The sequence below is a fragment of the Streptomyces tirandamycinicus genome, assembly GCF_003097515.1.
GTDB lineage: Bacteria > Actinomycetota > Actinomycetes > Streptomycetales > Streptomycetaceae > Streptomyces > Streptomyces tirandamycinicus.
This window is the reverse complement of sequence record NZ_CP029188.1, coordinates 4,696,001-4,715,447: the sequence shown is the minus strand read 5'-3', so window position 1 is coordinate 4,715,447 and position 19,447 is coordinate 4,696,001. Positions and strand designations below refer to the sequence as shown.

The window sequence follows — 19,447 nt, the reverse complement described above, 5'->3', positions numbered from 1 at the left end:
ATCTACAGGTGTTCGGGTGCGCTGATGCCGAGCAGGGCCAGGCCACCGGCCAGCACCGTCCCGGCGGCTTCGGCTAGGGCCAGCCGGGAGCGGTGGGCGGCCGAGGGTTTCTCGTCACCGACGGGCAGCACGGTGTGCTGGAGGCCGAGCAGGGCATCGGCGGTCGCCTCGAGGTGACGGGCGAGGCGGTCGGGGGCGCGCAGCCGGGCGGCGGACTCCAGGACGGCGGGGTGGTCGCCGAGAGCGGCGAGCAGGGCGGAGGAGCCCGCCCCGCCTGCGGCGGAGACGACGGCAGCCTGGTCCGCATCGCCCGGGGCGGAAACGTCAGGCTCGTACGAGACGGGGATGCCCAGCCGACCGGCCGCACGCACGAGGGCCCGGCTGCGGGAGTACGCGTATCGGACCCGGAAGAGCGCGTTCGGCTCCTTCTGTACGAGGAGGGCGGCGGCCGGCAGGGGCTGGTCGTGGGCGGCGGGCCGGAGCAGCGCCCAGAGAGCGGCGTCACGGCCGGCGCGCTCGAAGACCGCGTCGTCGCGGGCGGGCAGAGCGGTGATCCGCTCCCTGCCGTCGGGCTCGACGGCGGCCGCGGCGCCCTGGGCCCCCAGCAGCCGCACGACGGTGTCGGTGATCACCCGGGCGCGCAGCTCGCGAACGGGCGCGAAGCCGAAGCGGACACCGGAGAGGGCGGGGCCATGGCCGTACTCCAGTCCCCGCTCGCCGATGGTTCTGACGAGCCCCGCGGCCGGGTCCGCGCCGAGGGTGAAGTTCAGGAATCCGGGACCGGTGATCTCCACACGGGCGATGCCGGGGCTGCCTGCGATGCGGGATCTGATCGCCTCGGCGACGTCGCGTGCCTGCCGGCCGGCGGGCCCGGCGAGCCGGAGCGCGACATTGGTGGCGTAGTCCCCGCGGCCTCCGGGGCGGGGACGCTCGACCCTGATCCGCTCGGGCACGGGTGCGTGCAGGGCGCCCTCCTCGACCGCGCGGCGCACGGCGCCCAGCACGGTACGGGAGAGGTCTGCGGGGGTCACGGGACAAGCGTATGGGAGGGAGGGGGTGTGATCGCGAACCGGTTTCGCCATCCGGTCAGCCCCTCGCGCTCCCCGCCCTCCCGGCGCCATGCCTGCCGTCTACGGACGGCGGGCCCTCCCCGTACATCAGCCGCCGGACCAGCCGGACCAGCTCGGCGGGTTCGAAGGGCTTGGCGAGAAAGGCGTCCACACCCGCGGCGATGCCCTTGTCGACCTCGTCCTGGGTGCAGGCGCTGATGATCGCGACGGGCACGCGCGCCGTCCTGGGGTCCGACCGCAGTCGCCCGGCGGTCCGCAAGCCGTCGAGCCGCGGCATCACGACGTCGAGGGTGATCACGTCCGGCCGCACCTCGTGGACGACCTCCAGGCACTCGGCACCATCGGCCGCGGTCACGACCTCGAAGCCCTCCAGCTCGAGATTGACCCTGATCAGCTGCCGAATGACCCTGTTGTCGTCGACGACGAGGACCCGGCCGGACACGCCTGACACAACTCGAGAGTAGGTCCGCGAACGCGTCCGCGTCCGGCTTTTCCCCACTTCTGACCCGTCCGGGGGGCGCGAGGGGGTGCGCCGCGGGCGGGTAAAGGGCCAGCGGAGGGCGAAACGTCGGCCGTGGATGCACCGGTTCCACCTGCTCCACCGGTTCCACCGCGCCCCGGAGCCGGGCGTGTTCGGGGCGCGCGGGGAGGTGCGGAGGGCCCGGGTGCGCGGAGGTCACTTACGGCGGGGGCAGCTCCCTTGGTCGGCGAGGGCGGGTGCTTCGGGGAGGAACACGGGAGCGCGGCGGGGTGGGCGGTCCTGAGGGATCGGGAAGGCCGATGAACCGCCGCGGACGCTCTGCGACGGTCCCTCGGTCACAGGCTGGAAATACCTGTTCACGGGCACCCCATCGGAGCTGGTAGGGTTCTACCCGTCGCCGCCGAGAGCGGCGGACGCCCCCGTAGCTCAGGGGATAGAGCAACGGCCTCCGGAGCCGTGTGCGCAGGTTCGAATCCTGCCGGGGGCACTCGCCCAGGATCAGCAGAGATCATGCGCTGACCAGGGCGGATGCCACGTATGAAGAGCGGGACCCGGTCTCACTGGGTCCCGCTCTTTGTCGTCGGTACTCGCGGATCGCGATCACGAAGCGAGCAGACACGGCGTCGAGCGAGCGCCGCGTGACCCGGTCCCCCGCAACCCCCGGCGGCGCTCTGGTCCTCGACAGCGAAGGACCGGCCAGAGCCGTGCCGCGCGACCGTATGGTCACCGGCCGGCTCACCCTGGGCCGCGCCGACGACCTGCGCGTGATCATCTCCGCGACCACCCTCGTTGAAGTGGCCCACTCCCGTATCAACCGCCCGGCCCTGGAATAGGCGCTCTCCCGTGTGGTCATCGAACCGATCACCGAACCGTGATGAGAATCCTTGCAAACGGCCAGGGCTGCTCTTCGCCCCACTCGTTCCGGTGTTCAACGGAGTGGCGAGCTTCACGCGCCTTGTGAGCCGGGGCCGCCTGTGCTGTTCCCAAGCCCTGGAGAGAGCACTCCGGTGAACCGATGAGTGAGAAGGAGCGTGCTCGGCGCGCCGACAACCCAAAGCCTGGTCCAGCGGCCGAATTCGCTGTTCGATTCGTGACCTGGAGCGTCTAGAGTCTGCGCGGTCAAGGGGAGGGAATCCGCAGGTGAGAAACGTAAGAGGGCTGGCCGCTACAACGGCGGTCGGAGTTGCTGTGCTCATGGTGGCGGGCTGCGCACCGAAGGCACAGTCTACGGATGGCAAAGGCGCTGGCGCACCTCGGCCAGCGTCCTACGCAGGTGTCGAGGAACTGCCGGAGAATCTGGCTGCCGACGGCACGACGATCGTGGTGGGCGACCCGGCCGCGGCAACCACGGTTCGGCTGTACGAGGACCCACGCTGCCCGGTCGTCGAGGAGTTCGAGGCGACCGGTGCCCCGGCGCTGCGCGAGATGACGCTGCGCCGCGAGGCCAAGACCGAGTACACCTTCGCGTCCTTCAGGGATGACCGCATGGGAGGCGACGGCTCGAAGAGGGCAGTCAACGCCCTTCGTGCGGCGCTGGACGCGGGCAAGTTCACCGAGTACCACGCCGTGCTCTTTGACAGCATGGCCGAGAACGAACTCGCAGGCGGCTACACCACTGCCTCCCTGCTGGAACTGGCCGGCCAGGTCGAGGGGCTGCGGAGCGAGACCTTCGACTCCGCCGTGACGACGATGAAGTACAGAGACTTCGTCACCGCATCTGAAAGGACGTACGAGGCAGCCGGTGGCGACGATCCACGCGGCCCCGGCACCCCCACGGTCGCCATCAACGGCACCCAGATCACGGGTGACCAGTACGGCTGGCTCTTCGAGGAGAAGTTGTTCGGCCTGCTCCTGAACTCAGCTCACAACCAGCCACAGACCGGGTGACACAGGGCGGGGCCGCCCCTCGGGGCTGCCCTCCCTGTGGGTGGGGAGATCCACTGAGCAGGTGTGGGGTCAGCCTCGAGTAGGGCATGGTCGTTCTCAATGAGCGCCATCAACGTGGCCCGTCACGCCGCCGCTCTCCTCGCCGACGCCGGTCTCCACGGTCACAAGCACGCGATCGACGCCATGCTCGCGGCCACCGCCCTCGCCGCGCCGGGGCCGGTGCAGGTTTGCGGACGGGAGCGGACACGGTCGGGTGCGCGACGAGCGGAGCGCCCTCGGCCCTGGCGATGCCCCAGCCTCCGCCGCCAGAAGCACGGACGGTGACTGCCATCCGCAGTTCGGTGCCCCGCGTTCCCCGGCGACGGCCATGCCGGGCGCTTCTGCAACACCTGCGGAGCCGCTCCTGCCGCAGAGCGTGAAGATGCGGCCAGAGAGCAGAAGGTGCCCCATTTGCCGTATTCGGTAGCCTGATCTTGTGCTGATGCCGAAGCGCTCCACCCGTCTCCACGCATCGGGGACCTGCTCCGCCCCGGTCGGCTCCCCCGCCCGCGGGTGTCGCACCGATGCGTGACAAGCTCCGGGTCCAGCTGTGGCCGCTGCCGACACTGGGCGTCGCAGTCGCCGTCGTCGCCGGTGTGGGGCTGCCCCTGCTGGACGGGCGGTTCCAGGGCGACATGCCGTCGTGGCTCAGGACCTACCTGTACAGCGGCACCTCGGACTCCGCGCGCTCGGTCCTGGCGGCGATCGCCGGCTCGCTGGTCACGGTCACGGCGCTGACGTTCTCGCTCACCGTGCTGACGCTGCAGCTGGCGAGCAGCCAGTTCTCCCCGCGTCTGCTGCGCACCTTCACCGCGGACCGGTACGTGCAGACGACCCTGGCGCTCTTCCTCGCGACGTTCACCTTCGCCCTGACCGTGCTGCGCAGCGTCCGCACCGGCGAGGAGGACGGGCGGAGCGAGTTCGTCCCCCAGGTGTCGGTCACCGTGGCCCTCGTGCTCACCCTGGCGAGCCTGCTCGCCCTGGTGCTGTTCCTGTCCCACCTGGCCCGCGAGATCCGGGTCGAGACGATGATGACAAGCGTCCACTCCGATGCGGACCGCACCCTTCACCGGCTCCTCCCGGAGAAGCGGGAGGCCGACTCCGGGGACCCCGCAGCCGGGAACCCCCCGGTCGCACCACCGGAACCGCCCGCGAGCGCGCTCACACTGACCGCCGGTGCCTCCGGCTTCCTCACCCAGGTGGACGAGGCGGCCCTGCTGAACCTGGCCGTCGAGACCGACGCCGTCGTGGTCGTCGACCGCCACCCCGGAAGCTCGCTGATCGCCGGCACACCCATGGGTGCCGCCTGGCCTCGCTCCGGAGAGCCGTTCTCCCCCGGCACACGGACGCGTCTGGCCGAAGAGGTCTCCGGGGCGGTGCGGACCGGTGCCGAACGCACAGACCTCCAGGACGTCGGCTTCGGGCTCCGGCAGCTCACCGACATCGCCGCCAAGGCGCTCTCCCCCGGGATCAACGACCCGACCACCGCCGTGCACGCCCTGTCCCACTCCTCCGCCCTGCTGTGCGAGATGGTGGGCCGCGACCTCGGCCCCCGGCTGCTGCGCGACGACCACCAGCAGGTCAGAGTGGTGCTGCGGCGCCCGGACCTGGGCGACCTGCTGGGCCTGGCGGTGGACCAGCCCCTGCGTTACGGCGCCGCCGAGCCCGCCGTGCTGGCCCGCATCGCGATGCTGCTGCGCGAACTCGCCTGGTGCAGCACCCCCGAGCACAACCCGCCGATCACCGCCGCACTCGCCCGGCTGCGCGCCACCATCGACGCCGGGGACCTGGACGCGACCGAGCGCCACCGGCTCGCCGGGCTGACCGAGTCCGTCGGCGAGGCCCTGGCCGGACGATGGGCTCACGGCCGCGGGCACTGACCACGGACGCTGACCCCCGGCACTGACCGCGGGTCGGCCTGCCGCGACCACTTTCCCGGTCCCGCGCTGAGCCGAGGACGTGACCGGGTTCAGCGCCGGAACCACCGCGCTGCCGCCGGTCCGCGGGCAAGGATCGTCCACGGCGGTCACGGCTCCGTGGCCCGTTCGGATCCCGGAGCCGCTGTCAAGTCCCGAAACCCCCCTGCCACGCGATCTCGGGTCATGACGTCCGCCGGCCGTCCCGGCGTAATGGAGGTGCGGGCCCAACCGGGACGGATGGACCGCTCGGCCCGTCGGTCGGCGCTTCGCCGACCGCCCCGGGTCGCTTCCGACTCGTCCCTCGCCACCCCTCCCGACGGAAGTGATTCTCATGTCCCCCACCATCCGGAGCGGGCGCCTGCTGGTGTCCGCCCTCGCGGCCGCCGCGGTCACCGGAGGCGTGGTCGCGTCCTCCACCGCCGGCGCCGCTCCCGTCACACCGCGTGCCGGTGCCGTCACCGAGATCCGGGCCGAGCTTCGCGCGGGGTGGGTGAAGACCACCGACGCCCCCACGGGGATCACCGTGGACCTGCCCGGCAAGGCGACCGTCGAAAAGCACACCGAGCGCGTTCTCGGCCACGACGTGACCAGCCGCGGGTACCTGGTCCAGACCGGGGAGGGCTTCGTGGTCTTCGCCGTCACGGATGTCCCGGACTCCTACGACATACGGCTCGAGGCCGAGCTCCAGGCCTTCGTGGAGGGGATGAAGCAGGAGACCGGTGCCTCGCTGATCAGCACGGGCGCCGAGATGACGACGGTCGAGGGCCGGCCGGCGCTCGATGCGCGGATCGCCACGGACGAAGGGGAGCGGATGACCGGGTCCACCCTTCTCGTCGACGGCGACCGGTACCTCGTCCAGGCCGTGACCGTCGGCCCGGAGGCGAACGAGAAGGCACTGGACAAGACGCACCGGGAGATCGTCGACAGTATGCGGATTCCCTAGGCGCCCCCGGTCGGCGGCCGCTCAGGGCCGCGGTACGCCGTTCGTGCGACGGCCGTCAGGGGCTTCCTCCGGCAGGTGGCCGATGCCGGGGTACGCAGTGTCCCCCCCTCGCCCCCCTGGTACGCCCCGGGGGCAGGGGCGCCCGAGCCTGAGTGTCCGGCCTCCTCCCCACCCCGGGTGCGCCTCACTCGACCCGGCCGGCTCGTCTCCCACCCGGATCTCACCCGTCCGGCCGAAATCCTCCCCGAAACTTCGAAGACATTTGATTGAAAAATTTCCCATCCGTTCGGGTGCTGGTGCCGAATACCAGACGGGTGCGATTCAAGCGCCTCCGGGGCGGCCGTGACCAGCGGTCGGCACGGGAGACGTCGCCTCCTGCCGACGATGACAACAGCTTTGATGCGGTGACCGGACTGCCGGTCACCGGCGGTTCCGTGGCCGGGAGTCATCAGCCTTTCCGTCATGTCGAGGGCAGTCCGCCGAGAGCAAGTCCAAGTGGCAGCACCGTGATACACGGCGGAGACTGTGATCGTGATTGTGACCGGAGAAGAGCTCACGACCGCGTGACTTCCGGATTGCTCGCTCCGGCCATCCACCGGAGCGTGAGGACAACGAGTGCCGGGCGCAGGGACGATGGCGACCGGCATTTCCTCAAGGAGCTCGCATGGTGGAAAAGTCTGTCGAGGTCCTGACGCCCGAGCCGGATGATTCGGCGCTCACCCAGCGCCGATTCGACGGCCCGGCGACGGGAACGGGAACGGCAGGTGCCGAGAAGGACTTCGCCGAACTGCTGGCCGGCCTGGTGAAGGCCGAGCGGATATCGGTCGACAGCCACTTCTTCGAGGACCTGTGTGCCAACTCGCTGGTCATGGCACAGTTCTGCGCCCGGGTCAGGAAGTGCGACGGCCTTCCCTCGGTGTCGATGAAGGACATCTACCGGTACCCGACGATCCGCAGTCTGGCGACCGCACTGGTGGACGAGGCGCCCGCGGCCGAATCGATGCCGGCGTCCGAACCAGCCGAGACCGTCACACCGGTGAGCAGGAAAGCGTACCTGCTGTGCGGTACGGCGCAGACCCTGGTTTTCCTCGGCTACTGCTTCGCCATGGGCACCGTCACCGTCCGCGGCTTCGAGTGGGTTTCCCGGGGCTCCGGCCTGCTGCACCTCTATCTGCGGTCCCTGGTCTTCGGCAGCGCCGCGATGCTGGTGCTCTGCCTCTTCCCGATCGCCGCCAAATGGATCCTGGTCGGCCGCTGGAAACCACAGGAGTTCCCCGTATGGGGACTGGCCTATCTGCGGTTCTGGACCGTCAAGGTACTGGTCAACGCGAACCCGATGAGGTTCTACGTCGGGAATCCGCTGTATGTGCTCTATCTGCGTGCCCTCGGCGCCCGTATCGGAAAGGGCGTCACCATTCTCTCCCAGAGCGTTCCGGTGTGCACCGATCTCGTGACGATCGGTGCGGGCACGGTCATCCGCAAGGAGTCCCACTTCGCCGGCTACCGCGCCCACGCCGGACGCATCCAGACCGGCCGGGTCGCGATCGGCCGGGACGCGTTCGTCGGTGAGAAGACCGTGCTCGACATCGACACCTCGATGGGCGACCGCAGCCAACTGGGTCACGCGTCCGCCCTGCAGAGCGGTGACGCGGTCCCGGACGGCGAGCGCTGGCACGGTTGCCCGGCCGAGCGCACCGACGTCGACTACGTGCGCGTCCCGGCGGCGCGCTGCGGCAGCCTGCGGCGGACGCTGTTCGGACTCGGCAGCGTGCTCCAGCTGTTCGCGTTCTCGATCCCGCTGGCAATCGGCGGCGCGTACATCGTGGTGACGGAGATCCCGTTGCTGAGCCGGCTGCTCGACCCCGGCGCACAGCTCACGTCGTCGACCCTGTACGTCGACGCCCTGATCCTGTCCGTCGTCCTCTTCTTCGGGGCGATCGTCCTGGGCCTGGTCTGGCAGTTCACCGTGCCGAGGCTGCTCAGTCTGACGATCAAGCCGGACAAGGTCTATCCGCTGTACGGCCTGCAGTACTCGCTGCACCGGATGATCGCGCGGATGACGAACGTCAAGTTCTTCGGCTGGCTCTTCGGAGACAGCTCGTACATCGTCCACTACCTGCGCTTCCTGGGCTACGACCTGTCCAAGGTGGAGCAGACGGGGTCCAACTTCGGCACCCATGTGCAGCACGAGTCCCCGTACCTCACCACCGTCGGCAGCGGCACGATGGTCGCCGACGGGTTGTCCGTCATGAACGCGGAGTTCTCGGGGACCTCGTTTCGCGTCTCGCGGGCCGTCATCGGCCCGCGCAGCTTCCTCGGCAACAGCATCGCGTATCCGGCGGGCGGCAGGACCGGTGGGAACACCCTGCTCGCGACGAAGGTGATGATCCCGCTCGACGGCGAGGTCCGCGAGGGCACCGGCCTGCTGGGCGCGCCGTGCTTCGAGGTCCCGCGGACCGTCGAGCGCGACACCCGCTTCGACCATCTGCGAACCGGCGAGGAGTTCCGCCGCAACCTGGCCGCGAAGAACCGGTACAACCGCCGCACCATGGCCTTCTGGCTGTTCCTGCGCTGGGTGCACGCGTTCGTGCTGACGGTGTGCGGACTGGCGACCCTCGATGTGTTCGGCGTGTTCGGCTCGGTGGTGATCGCTCTGTATCTCGCGATCGCCCTGGTGTTCACGGGGTGCTACTTCACCCTGTCGGAACGACTCATCACCCGCTTCCGCCCGCTGGAGCCCAAGATCTGCTCCATCTACGACCCGTACTTCTGGTGGCACGAGCGCCTCTGGAAGGTTCCCGAGCAGTACCTCAAGCTCTTCAGCGGCACGCCGTACAAGACGCTGCTGTGGCGGATGCTGGGCGTGCGCATGGGCAAGCGGGTCTTCGACGACGGCGCGGGCTTCACGGAGCGGACGCTGACCACGGTCGGCGACTTCTGCACGCTCAACCAGGGGAGCACGATCCAGTGCCACTCGCAGGAGGACGGCACGTTCAAGTCCGACCACAGCGTCCTCGGCACCGGCTGCACCCTCGGCGTCAACGCCCTCGTCCACTACGGCGTGACGATGGGCGACCACGCGCAGCTCGCCGCCGACGCCTTCCTGATGAAGGGCGAGGAGGTGCCCGCGCACGCACGGTGGGTCGGGAACCCGGCCGCCGAGGCACGCGGGAACGCCTACCGGCCCGCCGCGCTGAACGGCAGCGCGCAGCACGGGCAACCGGCGCCCGGGCGAGGCTGAGGGAGCTCACCGATGGAGACGCAGGCGGCACACACGGCACGGACGGACGCCGGCCGGGAGTTCTGGCGCGCGGTCCTGGGGCCGGGCGGCTTCACTGCGGTGCCGCGGTGGGTGGCGGCCGCTCCGGCGCCCGGAGCCGGTGAATTCGGAACGTACGAGCTGGCCGTCCCCGATGAGTTGGTGGGTGGGTTGCGGGGGTTGGCCGGGGTGTTGGGTGTGCCGGTGTCGTCGTTGTGGTTGGCGGCTCATGCGCGGGTGCTGGCGGTGTTGTCGGGTGAGGACGAGGTGGTGACGGGTTGGGTGCCGGTGGGGGGTGGGCGGGGGTTGCCGTGCCGGGTGGCGGCTGGTGGTGGGCGTTCCTGGCGGGAGTTGGTGGGGGATGCGGATCGGGTGGCTTCGGGGGTGGTGGGGCATCGGGAGTTCCCGGTGGAGGGGCTGGCGGAGGAGTTGGGGTTCGGGGGGTCGTTGTTCGAGGTGGAGTGTGATGCCTGTGGCGCGGACGGGGACGCGGACGGGGCCGGGGCCGGGGGCGGGGGCGGGGGCGGGGTTGAGGCTGTGGGTGGGGTTGGGGTTGGGGTGGTGTTGCGGGTGTCGGTGAGGGGTGCTGATGGTGGTGGGGGTGGGGTGGTGTTGGGGTTGCGGTATCGGGTGGATGTGTTGGATGGGGAGGCTGCGGGGCGGATTGCCGGCTATCACGTGGCGGCGTTGGGGCAGTTGGTGGCGGGTGTGGATGGGGTGCCGGGGTCGTTGGTGTCGGAGGGGGAGGTGGCGTTTCAGGTGGGGGGGTTGGCGGGGCGGCGGCGGGAGTTGCCGGGGTTGCGGGTGCATGAGTTGTTCGAGGAGCGGGTGCGGGCGCATCCGGATGCGGTGGCGGTGGTGGATGGGGGTCGGGTGTGGACGTATGGGGAGTTGAACGGGCGGGCGAATCGGTTGGCGCGGGCGCTTGGGGTGCGTGGGGTGGAGGGGGAGGGTGTGGTGGGGGTGGTGTTGGAGCGGAATGCGGACTGGTTGGCGTCGGTGCTGGCGGTGTTCAAGGCGGGTGGGGTGTATCTGCCGATCGAGCCGCGTTTCCCGGCGGGGCGGATCGCGGCGGTGCTGGCGCGGGCGGGGTGCCGGGTGGTGCTGAGCGAGGCGGGGAGTACCGGGACGCTGGACGAGGCGCTGGCCCTGCTCGATCAGGCCGATCAGGCCGATCCCGCCGATCCGGCTGATCCGGCGGGCTCAGCGGATCAGGCCGATCCCGCCGATTCGGCTGATCCGGCCGATCCCGCTGGTGGGGCTGGTGGGGTTGGTGGGGTGGTGCGGGTGTTGGTGGAGGAGGCGTATGCGGAGGGGCATGGGGAGGGTGATGTGGGGGTGCCGGTGGGGGCGGGGCAGTTGGCGTACATCTACTTCACGTCGGGTTCCACGGGTGAGCCGAAGGGGGCGATGTGTGAGCACGCGGGGTTGGTGAACCATCTGCTGGCGAAGATCGAGGATCTGGGGATCGCCGAGGGCAGCGTGGTGGCGCAGGTCGCGCCGCAGTGTTTCGACATCTCGTTGTGGCAGTTGCTGGCGGGTCTGCTGGTGGGTGGGCGGACGGTGCTGGTGGAGCAGGACGTGGTGCTGGATGTGCCGCGGTTCGTGGACACGGTGGCCGGTGCCGGGGTGAACGTGCTGCAGGTGGTGCCGTCGTATCTGGAGGCGGTGGTCAGTGCGCTGGAGCACGCGCCGCGGCGGTTGGAGGGGTTGCGGTGTGTGTCGGTGACGGGGGAGGCGTTGAAGCGGGAGTTGGTGGAGCGGTGGTTCGCGGTGCAGCCGGGGGTTGTGCTGGTGAATGCCTATGGGCTGACCGAGACGTGTGACGACACCAACCACGAGGTGATCACGGGGGTGGTGGAGCGGGTGCTGGTGGGGCGGCCGGTGGCCAATGTGCATGTGTATGTGGTGGACGAGTGGTTGCGGCCGGTGCCGCTGGGCGCGCCGGGGGAGATCGTGTTCTCCGGGGTGTGTGTGGGGCGGGGGTATGTCAATGATCCGGAGCGGACGGCGGCGGCGTTCGTGGCGGATCCGTTGCGGCCGGGTGAGCGGTTGTATCGCAGTGGGGACCGTGGGCGCTGGGATGTGTCGGGGAGGCTGGAGTTCCTCGGGCGGCGGGATGCGCAGGTGAAGATCCGCGGGTTCCGGATCGAGCTCGGTGAGGTGGAGAACGCGCTGCTGGGTGTGGCGGGGGTGCGTGATGGTGCGGTGGTGCCGGTCGCCGGGCCGGCCGGTACGCGGCTGGTGGCGTTCTACACCGCACCCGCGGCGCTGGACGGCGCGGTCCTGGCCGAGGGGCTGGGGCGGGTGCTGCCGTCGTACATGGTGCCCGCGGTGTTCCACTGGCGGCCGGAGCTGCCGCTGACCGCGAACGGCAAGGTCGACAAGAAGGCGCTGACCACGCTCGCCCGCACCCTGGAAACCACCCCCACCACCGGCCACCACGACCACCACGGCCACGGCCACGGCGACGGCGGTGGCGGCGGTGGCGGCGGTCGGCAGGCACCCACCACCCCGGCGGAACGCCGGCTGGCGGCGGCCTGGTCGGCCGTGCTCGGTATCCCGCCGGAGCAGATCGGCCGGGGCGACCACTTCTTCGACCGCGGAGGCACCTCCCTGTCCGCGGTCAAACTCGCCATCGCCCTCGACCGCGCCATCACCCTCAAAGACGTCACCCGCCACCCCGTCCTCACCGACCTCGCCACACTCCTCGACCCCCAACCCACCACCCCCAACACCCCCAACCAACCCACCCCGAACACCCCGAGCGCTGAGACCGCCGCGAGCACCGCGAAGCCCCCGAGCATCCCCAGCACTCCCAGCACCCCGAGCACGACACACGGCACTCGCCGCACCGCCGCGGACGGCCTGCTGGAGCGCCTGTCGGAGTCCGGGGACGCGCAGGCAGGCACCCTGGTCTGCTTCCCGCACGCGGGCGGCAACGCGGTGAACTTCCACCCGCTGGCCCGGGCCCTGGGCGGCCGCGGACCCGCCGTGTACGCGGTCGAGCCGCCGGGCCACGACGTGGCGGCCGCCCGTGAGCCGTTCGCTCCGCTGGAGCAGGTGGTCGACCGGGTCGTCGACGAGATCATCGGGCTCGGCCTGTCCCGGGTGCTGCTGTGGGGCCACTCCTCCGGCACCGCTCCGGCCGTCGAGACGGCGCGCAGGCTCGAGCAGCGCGGTGTCGGGGTCGGGCGGGTGTTCCTCGCAGCGCAGCTGCTCGGCGGGGCGGCGGAGCGGCGCGCCGCCGTCGAGCGGCTCTCGCGCGGAAGCGATGCCGAGATCGCCGCCGGGCTGAGCACCGACTTGGGCCACACCGCACTCGGCGAACTGGACGCCCAGCGCGCCGAGCACATCGGCGCCGCCTACCGCCACGACTGCGTGGCCGCCCACCGCTACTTCGCCGGCCTCCTGGAGGCCCCGCCCGCCGTGAAGCTGTCCGCGCCGGTCACCGTCGTCGTGGCCGCCGACGACCCGTTTACCGCATCCCCCGAACGGCGCCGCGACTGGGAGCTGCTGGCCGACCGTGTCGACGTGTACGAGCTGCCCGACGGCGGCCACTGGTTCCTCCGCACCCGTCCGGCCGAGGCGGCGCGCGCCGTGCTCCGCGCCACCGTCCTGCCGGCCCCCTCCTGAGCTTCGACCGAAAGGAAAAGAGATGTCCTCCTCATCCCAGGCGTCACTGCTCGACGTGGAGTCGCGGCCGGGCAGGCCCCCGGTCCTGCGCGTCGAGTCCCCCGGGGACGCGGCGAGCTGGGCGGCCGGGCAGCGGGACGCGCTGCGCTCCCTCGTCGCCGAGCGCGGCGCGGTGCTGGTGCGCGGTCTGGGGCTGCGTGAGGCGGACCAGGTCGGCGCGGTGTTCCAGCAGCTGGCGGGAGGGCCGCTGATGAGCGAGCGGGAGGCCTTCGCCGCCCGGGAGCCGTACCGGGACGGGGTGTACTCCTCCACCACATGGCCGCCGAACCAGCCGATGTGCATGCACCACGAACTCAGCTACGCGCTGACGTTCCCCGGCATGATGATGTTCGCGTGCCTGACCGCTCCCGGCTCCGGCGGGGTGACGGGGGTCTCGGACGCCTCGGCCGTACTGGAGGCCCTCCCCGCGGCGATGGTGGAGCGGTTCGAGCGCGAGGGCTGGCTCCTCACCCGCAGCTACAACGACGAGATCGGCGCCTCCTGGGCCGAGGCCTTCGGCACCGCCGACCGCGGCGCCGTCGAGGAGTACTGCCGCGCCAACGCCATCGACTTCACCTGGCAGGACGACGGCGGACTGCGCACCCGCCAGCGCCGCAGCGCCGTCGTGCGCCACCCGGTCACCGGAGCGCGCTGCTGGTTCAACCAGATCGCCTTCCTCAACGAGTGGACCCTGGCCCCCGAGGTCCGCGAGTACCTCATCGACGTCTACGGCGAGGACGGCCTGCCCTTCAACACCCGCTACGGCAACGGCGACCCCGTCGGCGAGGACGTCGTACAGACCCTCAACGAGGTCTACGAGGCCCACACCGCCCGCGAACCCTGGCAGCCCGGCGACCTGATGATCGTCGACAACATCCGCACCGCCCACAGCCGCGAACCCTACGAAGGACCCCGCGAGATCCTCGTGGGTCTGGCCGATCCGGTGCCGCTGTCCGGCTGCTCGCCGACCGTCGAGGTGAGAACCCGGTGAACACCATCCGATCCAGCGGGACGGAGTCCGCCATGGAATCCGCGAAGCACCACCCCCACGACCCGGGCGTGCCGGACGCCGCGGAGGCCGCGCCCTCGTTCGCGGTGATCCCGGGTGAGCAGGTGCAGCGGGCGCTGCGCGGCCACGAGAAGCGGATCGTCGAGCTCGTCGAGGCCACCTACCGGCTGCACGGCCAGGGCCGTACGGACAGTTTGCCCTCGTACTTCCTGCGTCTCCCCGATCGGCCGGGTTCGCGGATCATCGCGCTGCCGGCGTCGCTCGGCGGGCAGGCGGGCGTGGACGGCATCAAGTGGATCTCCAGCTTCCCCGACAACGTGGCGGCGGGCTTCCCCCGGGCCTCGGCGGTGCTGATCCTCAACGACCACGACACCGGCTACCCGTTCGCCTGCCTGGAGAGCTCGATCATCAGCGCGACCAGGACGGCCGCCTCGGCTGCGCTGGCGGCGGACCGGCTCAGCCGCGGACGGGCGGCGGGGCGGCCGGCGCGGGTCGGGTTCTTCGGCACCGGCCTGATCGCCCGCTACATCCACACCTTCCTGGCCGGCACCGGCTGGTCCTTCGACGAGATCGGGGTGCACGACATCGCGCCGGAGAGCGCGGCCGGGTTCCGCTGCTATCTGGAGCAGTCGGGCACCGCGGGCCGGATCAGTGTGCACGAGGATCCCGAGGAGCTGATCCGCTTCAGCGACCTGGTGGTCTTCGCGACCGTCGCCGCGCGACCGCACGTCGGCGATCCGTCCTGGTTCGCGCACAACCCGCTGGTGCTGCACGTCTCGCTGCGCGATCTGGCCCCGGAGGTGCTGCTCGCCTCGGCCAACGTGGTGGACGACGTCGAGCACTGCCTCAGGGCCGACACGTCCCCGCACCTGGCGGAGCGCCTGACGGGCGGCCGCGCCTTCCTGAACGGCACGCTCGACGACGTGATCGCCGGGCGGGTGTCGCTCCCGGCGGACCGGCCGGTGGTCTTCTCGCCGTTCGGACTCGGGGTGCTGGACCTCGCGGTCGGCAAATGGGTCTACGACGAGGTGGCGCGCTCCGGCGGGCTGCACGTCGTCGACGGCTTCTTCCACGAACTGCGCCGGTACGGCTGAGCGGCCCGGACCGATGAGGAGGCTCATTGCAGGACTGGTCCCAGGAGAGATCAAGGGTCAGGTCTCCGTAGCTGCTACGGACGACACCACGGCCGCTGACGCAGGGGCCCCACGGGCCCGCTGCAGATGAGGAGGCCATCGTGCCTGTCATTTCCGTTCCCCAGGACTTCAACGAAGACGATCTCTACATCGACCTCGAGTCCATATTCGGGCATGCGCTCTTCCTGAAGTGCGAGGGCTTCAACTTCGCCGGCTCGATCAAGCTGAAGGCCGCGATCGAGATGGTGGAGGCCGCCGAGCGGGACGGAGTCCTGACGCCAGATTCGATCCTGGTGGAGTCCTCCTCGGGCAACCTGGGCGTGGCGCTGAGCATGATCGCGGCGAGCAAGGGCTACAAGTTCCTGTGCGTCACCGACTCCCGCTGCAACCTGACGACCCGGCTGATGATGGAGGCCCTGGGCAGCCAGGTGCACGTCATCGCCAGTCAGGAGTCGAGCGGCAGCTTCCTGGGCGCGCGGATCGACTACCTCCGTGCGCTGTGCGCCTCCGACCGCCGGTACGTGTGGCTCAGCCAGTACACGAACCCGGGCAACTGGAGGGCGCACTACCGCAGGACGGCGCCGGAGATCGCGCGCCGGTTCCCGGAGCTGGACACGCTGTTCGTCGGCGCCGGGACCACCGGCACGCTGATGGGCTGCGCCCGCTTCTTCCGGGACTGGCACCGGCCGGTGCGGATCGTCGCGGTGGACAGCGTCGGCTCCGTGACCTTCGGCGGCGAGGCGGGACGCAGGATGATCCCCGGGCTGGGAATGAGCATCCGTCCCCCGCTGCTCGACGAGTCCTACGTGGACGAGGTGATCCGCGTCGAGGAGCGGGACACCATCCGGACCTGCCACCGGCTGGCCCGCCGCGGGTTCCTGTTCGGCGGCTCCACCGGCACGGTCGTCAGCGGCGCGATGGGCTGGCTCGCCGAGCACGGCGACGGCCCGCGCACGGCCGTGGCCATCGCGCCGGACCTGGGCGAGCGCTACCTCGACACCGTCTACCAGACCAACTGGCTGCAGGGTCTCTACGGTGACGACGTCCTCGACCCCGAGCTGACGGCCACCGGGTCCTGGTCCCTGCCCACTGCGCCCCCTCCGGCACCGTCACCGGGCGGGCGGCGCCCGCACCTGCGGGCGGGCGGCCGCGGGGGCCGTCGGCGCCACCGGCGCAAGAGCAGCGGGGAGTGATGAGCACGCGGAGGGAACGGGAGGTTTTGGGGTACCCCGGAAGGCGCGTGTGAGCCGATTGCGGCACCGCTCACGGCTCGCGCGCCGGTGGCGCCCCGCACGGGAGGCGTGCGCGGTGCCGTCAGTCGGACGGGCAGCCCGGCGCCCGGGCGGCGCGGGCGGCGGGGCGGGCTGCGGGGCGCGTGAGCGGCGTCCGCGGCCGGAGGCGGCGGACCGGCCCGCCGCCGGCACCCGGGCGCGGGGCGGCTCCGTTCACAGCGGCGCCAGCCGGTGTCCCAGCCCTGGCAGGTCCGGGAGCTGGACATGGCCCGTGCCGTCCGTCGCCGCGAAGGTCTCCGGGGCCAGCGGCTCCTGTTCGACGAGCAGGGGGCCGACCAGGTCGGGCGGGACCGTGGCGTGCGGGAGGGCCGCGGCGAGATGGGCCGCCGCGAGGGTGGCGACGCCCAGCTCCGGCATGGTGCCGATCTTCACGGCGAGCCCGGCGGCCTCGGCGACGGCGGCGATCTGACGCGCCCGGTGGAGGCCGCCGACCTTCAGGATCTTGATGTTGAGCACGTCTGCGGCCCCGCGGCGGACGATCTCCAGCGCGTCGTGCAGCGACTGGAGCGACTCGTCGGCCATCACCCGGGCGCCGCCCTGGGCGCGCAGTGCGGCGAGCCCGGCCAGGTCCCAGCGGGGCAGGGGCTGTTCGACGAGGTCGAGTCCGGCGTCGGAGAGGCGCGCGACCGTACGGAGCGCGCTGCCTGGCGCGTACCCCTCGTTGGCGTCGAGGGAGAGCGCCACCGAGTCGGGAACGGACTTGCGTACGGCGGACACGAGTTCGACGTCCCGGTCCGGGTCCTCACCGCCCTTGAGCTTGATGTGGGGGAAGCCGCACTCGGCGTACCGCGCGGCCTCCTCGGCGCTCTCCGCGACACCGCCGAGCCCGACGACCCAGGTGGTGGGCACCCGGCGCATCACGGCCCCGCCCAGGAGGAAGTGCGCGGGCCAGCCCGCCGCGCGGGCCGCCAGGTCGTGCAGGGCGAGGTCGAGCGCGGCCTTGGCCAGGTGCTGGCCGCGGATCGCGGCGTCCATGGCGGCGTGCGCCCCGGCCAGATCGCGCGGGTCCCGGCCGATGAGGGCGGGCGCGGCGTGCTCGGTGAGGGCCGCCCGCAGCCCGGCCAGGGTCTCCCCCGTGTACGGGGTCATCGGCGAGGCCTCGCCGAAGCCCGACGCCCCGTCGGCGGTGCGTACCTCCACCAGCAGGCTGACGAGCTCGGGGCTGGTTCCGCTGCTGATCGCGAACGGGCGGCGGTAGGGGGCGCGGACCACTCGGGTGTGGAACGAGGCGATCTTCAAGCCGGCTCAGCTCCTTCGCAGGTTTCGTTTCGGTCCGGACCGTAACTTCCCGCACGGCGGCCGTACGCAAACGGACGGCGGTGGAGGGCACGGCCGTCCTCCCGGGCTACAGCCGCACCCGGTAGACGATCGGCGGCCGGCCCGTCTGCCCCTCCTGGCGGATGCCGGTGGGGACCGCCGCGCCCGCCCGCTCCAGCCGCTTGAGTATCCGGCGCGCGGTGCGCTGCTGCACGGACAGGTACTCGGCCACCGCATGCGCCGTGAGCCCCTCCCCCCGGTCCCCGGAGGCGAGTTCACGCAGCCGGTCGAGGGTCTGCGGGCTGATGCCGGCCCGGCGCGCCAGCAGGGCCGCTCCCCCGGGCGGGGCGGTCCCGCCGCCCGTCTCCCCGCCGCCGTCCGCGGCGGCGCCGTCGATGACGATGTCGACGTCGTCGGTCATCGACACGACGCCCGCGGCGGGCCCCACCGACCGGGCCCGGTTCACCGCGCGGCGCGCGAGGGCCTCCGCCTCGGCCGCGGTGCGGCCGACGCCGAAGCCGATGTGGGCCGTGCCGTGCCGGGCGGCGAGGCCGTCGAGGAAGGGTATGCGGGTGAACCGGTCGGTCGCCTTCTCCAGCACACCCCGGGTGGTGACCACGAGCCGCCGGCCGTCGGGCAGGGCGGCGAGGCTTCCGCCGAGGACGCGCACGTCGTCGGCCAGCCGGTCGTCGGCCGACCGGTCGTCCGCGCCGGGCAGGTCGATGACGCCGAGGGCGACCTGGGCGTCGCCGCTCTGCCGACCCGCGGTGGCGAGGGCGAGCGCCTGGAGGGTCGCGAGGATCGAGTGCCGCGAGGGGGCGAGCCGTACCGCGTGGGTCCGCTGCTCCAGCACGTGGAACGCCGAGCCGAGGCAGGTGATCGCGACCCGGGCCCCCCTGGTGTCGCGGGCGCCGAGGTGGAAGTCGACCAGGTCCTGGGAGGTGAGGCCGGGCCGGTGCGGCAGCACCCGTATGTGCTCGGTGGGGAGCTTGGCCTCGGTGAGCGTCTCCAGCACCTCGTCGCGGCGGAGGGTGTCGATGGAGACGCGGGAGACGTCGTGGCCGAGGCGGAGCAGTTCGACCAGGGCCCGCAGCAGGGTGGCGCCGCTGTAGGGCACGTACATCGCGGGGCGGTCCAGGACGCCGGCCGCGACGGCGAGGCCGTGCGGGACGACTCCGGTGAACAGCAGGGCGTCCGCGGCCGAACCGGCGCCGGTGACGATGTCCGTGGTCTCGTCCTCGTGGCGGTACGGGAGCGGCAGCAGCCGGCCCCGCCCCGCCTCGCCGCCGACCGCGACCACCTTGTGGACCAGGTCCTCGGGACCTATCACGCCGACCGTGAGCGGCATGGCCCGGTCTCCGTTCTGCTGAGGTCGCGCGGACGACCTGCGGGGGCCGGCGCGCCTGCCGGCGGGGCGGCCGGGGACGCGTCCCGCGGCCGGTCCGCGCGTGATTGACGGCCGACCACCGGGGTTCTAGTTTCG

General features: G+C 71.7%; 12 protein-coding genes, 1 tRNA gene and 2 pseudogenes. 11 read left to right on the top strand and 4 right to left on the bottom strand.

The window, feature by feature from the left end:
- Nucleotides 1–2 precede the first annotated feature (2 nt).
- Nucleotides 3–1,031 carry an ArgS-related anticodon-binding protein NrtL gene (gene nrtL, locus DDW44_RS20945; RefSeq protein ID WP_108907358.1) on the bottom strand — a complete coding sequence of 343 codons (1,029 nt, stop codon included), beginning with the start codon at nucleotides 1,029–1,031 and terminating at the stop codon, nucleotides 3–5.
- A 55-nt stretch (nucleotides 1,032–1,086) separates the two neighbouring features.
- Nucleotides 1,087–1,512 carry a response regulator gene (locus DDW44_RS20940; RefSeq protein ID WP_037757822.1) on the bottom strand — a complete coding sequence of 142 codons (426 nt, stop codon included), beginning with the start codon at nucleotides 1,510–1,512 and terminating at the stop codon, nucleotides 1,087–1,089.
- A 454-nt stretch (nucleotides 1,513–1,966) separates the two neighbouring features.
- On the opposite strand from DDW44_RS20940, the gene DDW44_RS20935 reads away from it, so the two are divergent.
- The 11 genes and pseudogenes from DDW44_RS20935 to sbnA all read left to right on the top strand — a co-directional run bounded on the left by DDW44_RS20935 (nucleotide 1,967) and on the right by sbnA (nucleotide 16,608).
- Nucleotides 1,967–2,038, top strand: a tRNA-Arg gene (locus DDW44_RS20935).
- A gap of 151 nt (nucleotides 2,039–2,189) precedes the next feature.
- Nucleotides 2,190–2,381: pseudogene (locus DDW44_RS20930) on the top strand (DNA-binding protein); the annotation flags it as partial.
- A 310-nt stretch (nucleotides 2,382–2,691) separates the two neighbouring features.
- A complete protein-coding gene (locus tag DDW44_RS20925) occupies nucleotides 2,692–3,438 on the top strand; it encodes a DsbA family protein (RefSeq protein WP_244224075.1) in 747 nt (248 codons plus the stop codon).
- Between the two features lie 114 nt (nucleotides 3,439–3,552).
- A pseudogene (locus DDW44_RS32885) lies at nucleotides 3,553–3,666 on the top strand (DNA-binding protein); the annotation flags it as partial.
- Between the two features lie 335 nt (nucleotides 3,667–4,001).
- Nucleotides 4,002–5,357 (top strand): DUF2254 domain-containing protein, encoded by a 1,356-nt coding sequence (locus DDW44_RS20915; protein ID WP_108907357.1) that lies wholly within the window; start codon nucleotides 4,002–4,004, stop codon nucleotides 5,355–5,357.
- Between the two features lie 370 nt (nucleotides 5,358–5,727).
- Nucleotides 5,728–6,339, top strand: a complete 612-nt coding sequence (locus tag DDW44_RS20910) for a hypothetical protein (RefSeq protein WP_108907356.1) — start codon at nucleotides 5,728–5,730, stop codon at nucleotides 6,337–6,339.
- Nucleotides 6,340–7,003: 664 nt separating this feature from the next.
- A complete protein-coding gene (locus DDW44_RS20905) occupies nucleotides 7,004–9,580 on the top strand; it encodes a Pls/PosA family non-ribosomal peptide synthetase (protein ID WP_108907355.1) in 2,577 nt (858 codons plus the stop codon).
- A 12-nt stretch (nucleotides 9,581–9,592) separates the two neighbouring features.
- Entirely contained in the window at nucleotides 9,593–13,234 is a 3,642-nt protein-coding gene (locus DDW44_RS20900; RefSeq protein ID WP_108907354.1) for a non-ribosomal peptide synthetase, read from the top strand.
- A gap of 22 nt (nucleotides 13,235–13,256) precedes the next feature.
- Entirely contained in the window at nucleotides 13,257–14,264 is a 1,008-nt protein-coding gene (locus DDW44_RS20895; protein ID WP_108907353.1) for a TauD/TfdA family dioxygenase, read from the top strand.
- Nucleotides 14,261–15,376, top strand: a complete 1,116-nt coding sequence (gene sbnB, locus DDW44_RS20890; RefSeq protein ID WP_108907352.1) for a 2,3-diaminopropionate biosynthesis protein SbnB — start codon at nucleotides 14,261–14,263, stop codon at nucleotides 15,374–15,376. The genes DDW44_RS20895 and sbnB overlap by 4 nt, the downstream gene beginning before the upstream one ends.
- Nucleotides 15,377–15,516: 140 nt before the next feature.
- Nucleotides 15,517–16,608, top strand: a complete 1,092-nt coding sequence (sbnA, locus tag DDW44_RS20885; RefSeq protein ID WP_027734533.1) for a 2,3-diaminopropionate biosynthesis protein SbnA — start codon at nucleotides 15,517–15,519, stop codon at nucleotides 16,606–16,608.
- A 252-nt stretch (nucleotides 16,609–16,860) separates the two neighbouring features.
- Here sbnA and DDW44_RS20880 read toward each other — a convergent pair whose 3' ends face one another.
- Entirely contained in the window at nucleotides 16,861–17,946 is a 1,086-nt protein-coding gene (locus DDW44_RS20880) for a mandelate racemase/muconate lactonizing enzyme family protein (RefSeq protein WP_017950064.1), read from the bottom strand.
- 106 nt (nucleotides 17,947–18,052) lie between these two features.
- Entirely contained in the window at nucleotides 18,053–19,312 is a 1,260-nt protein-coding gene (locus DDW44_RS20875; RefSeq protein ID WP_108907351.1) for a hypothetical protein, read from the bottom strand.
- Nucleotides 19,313–19,447: the final 135 nt, after the last annotated feature.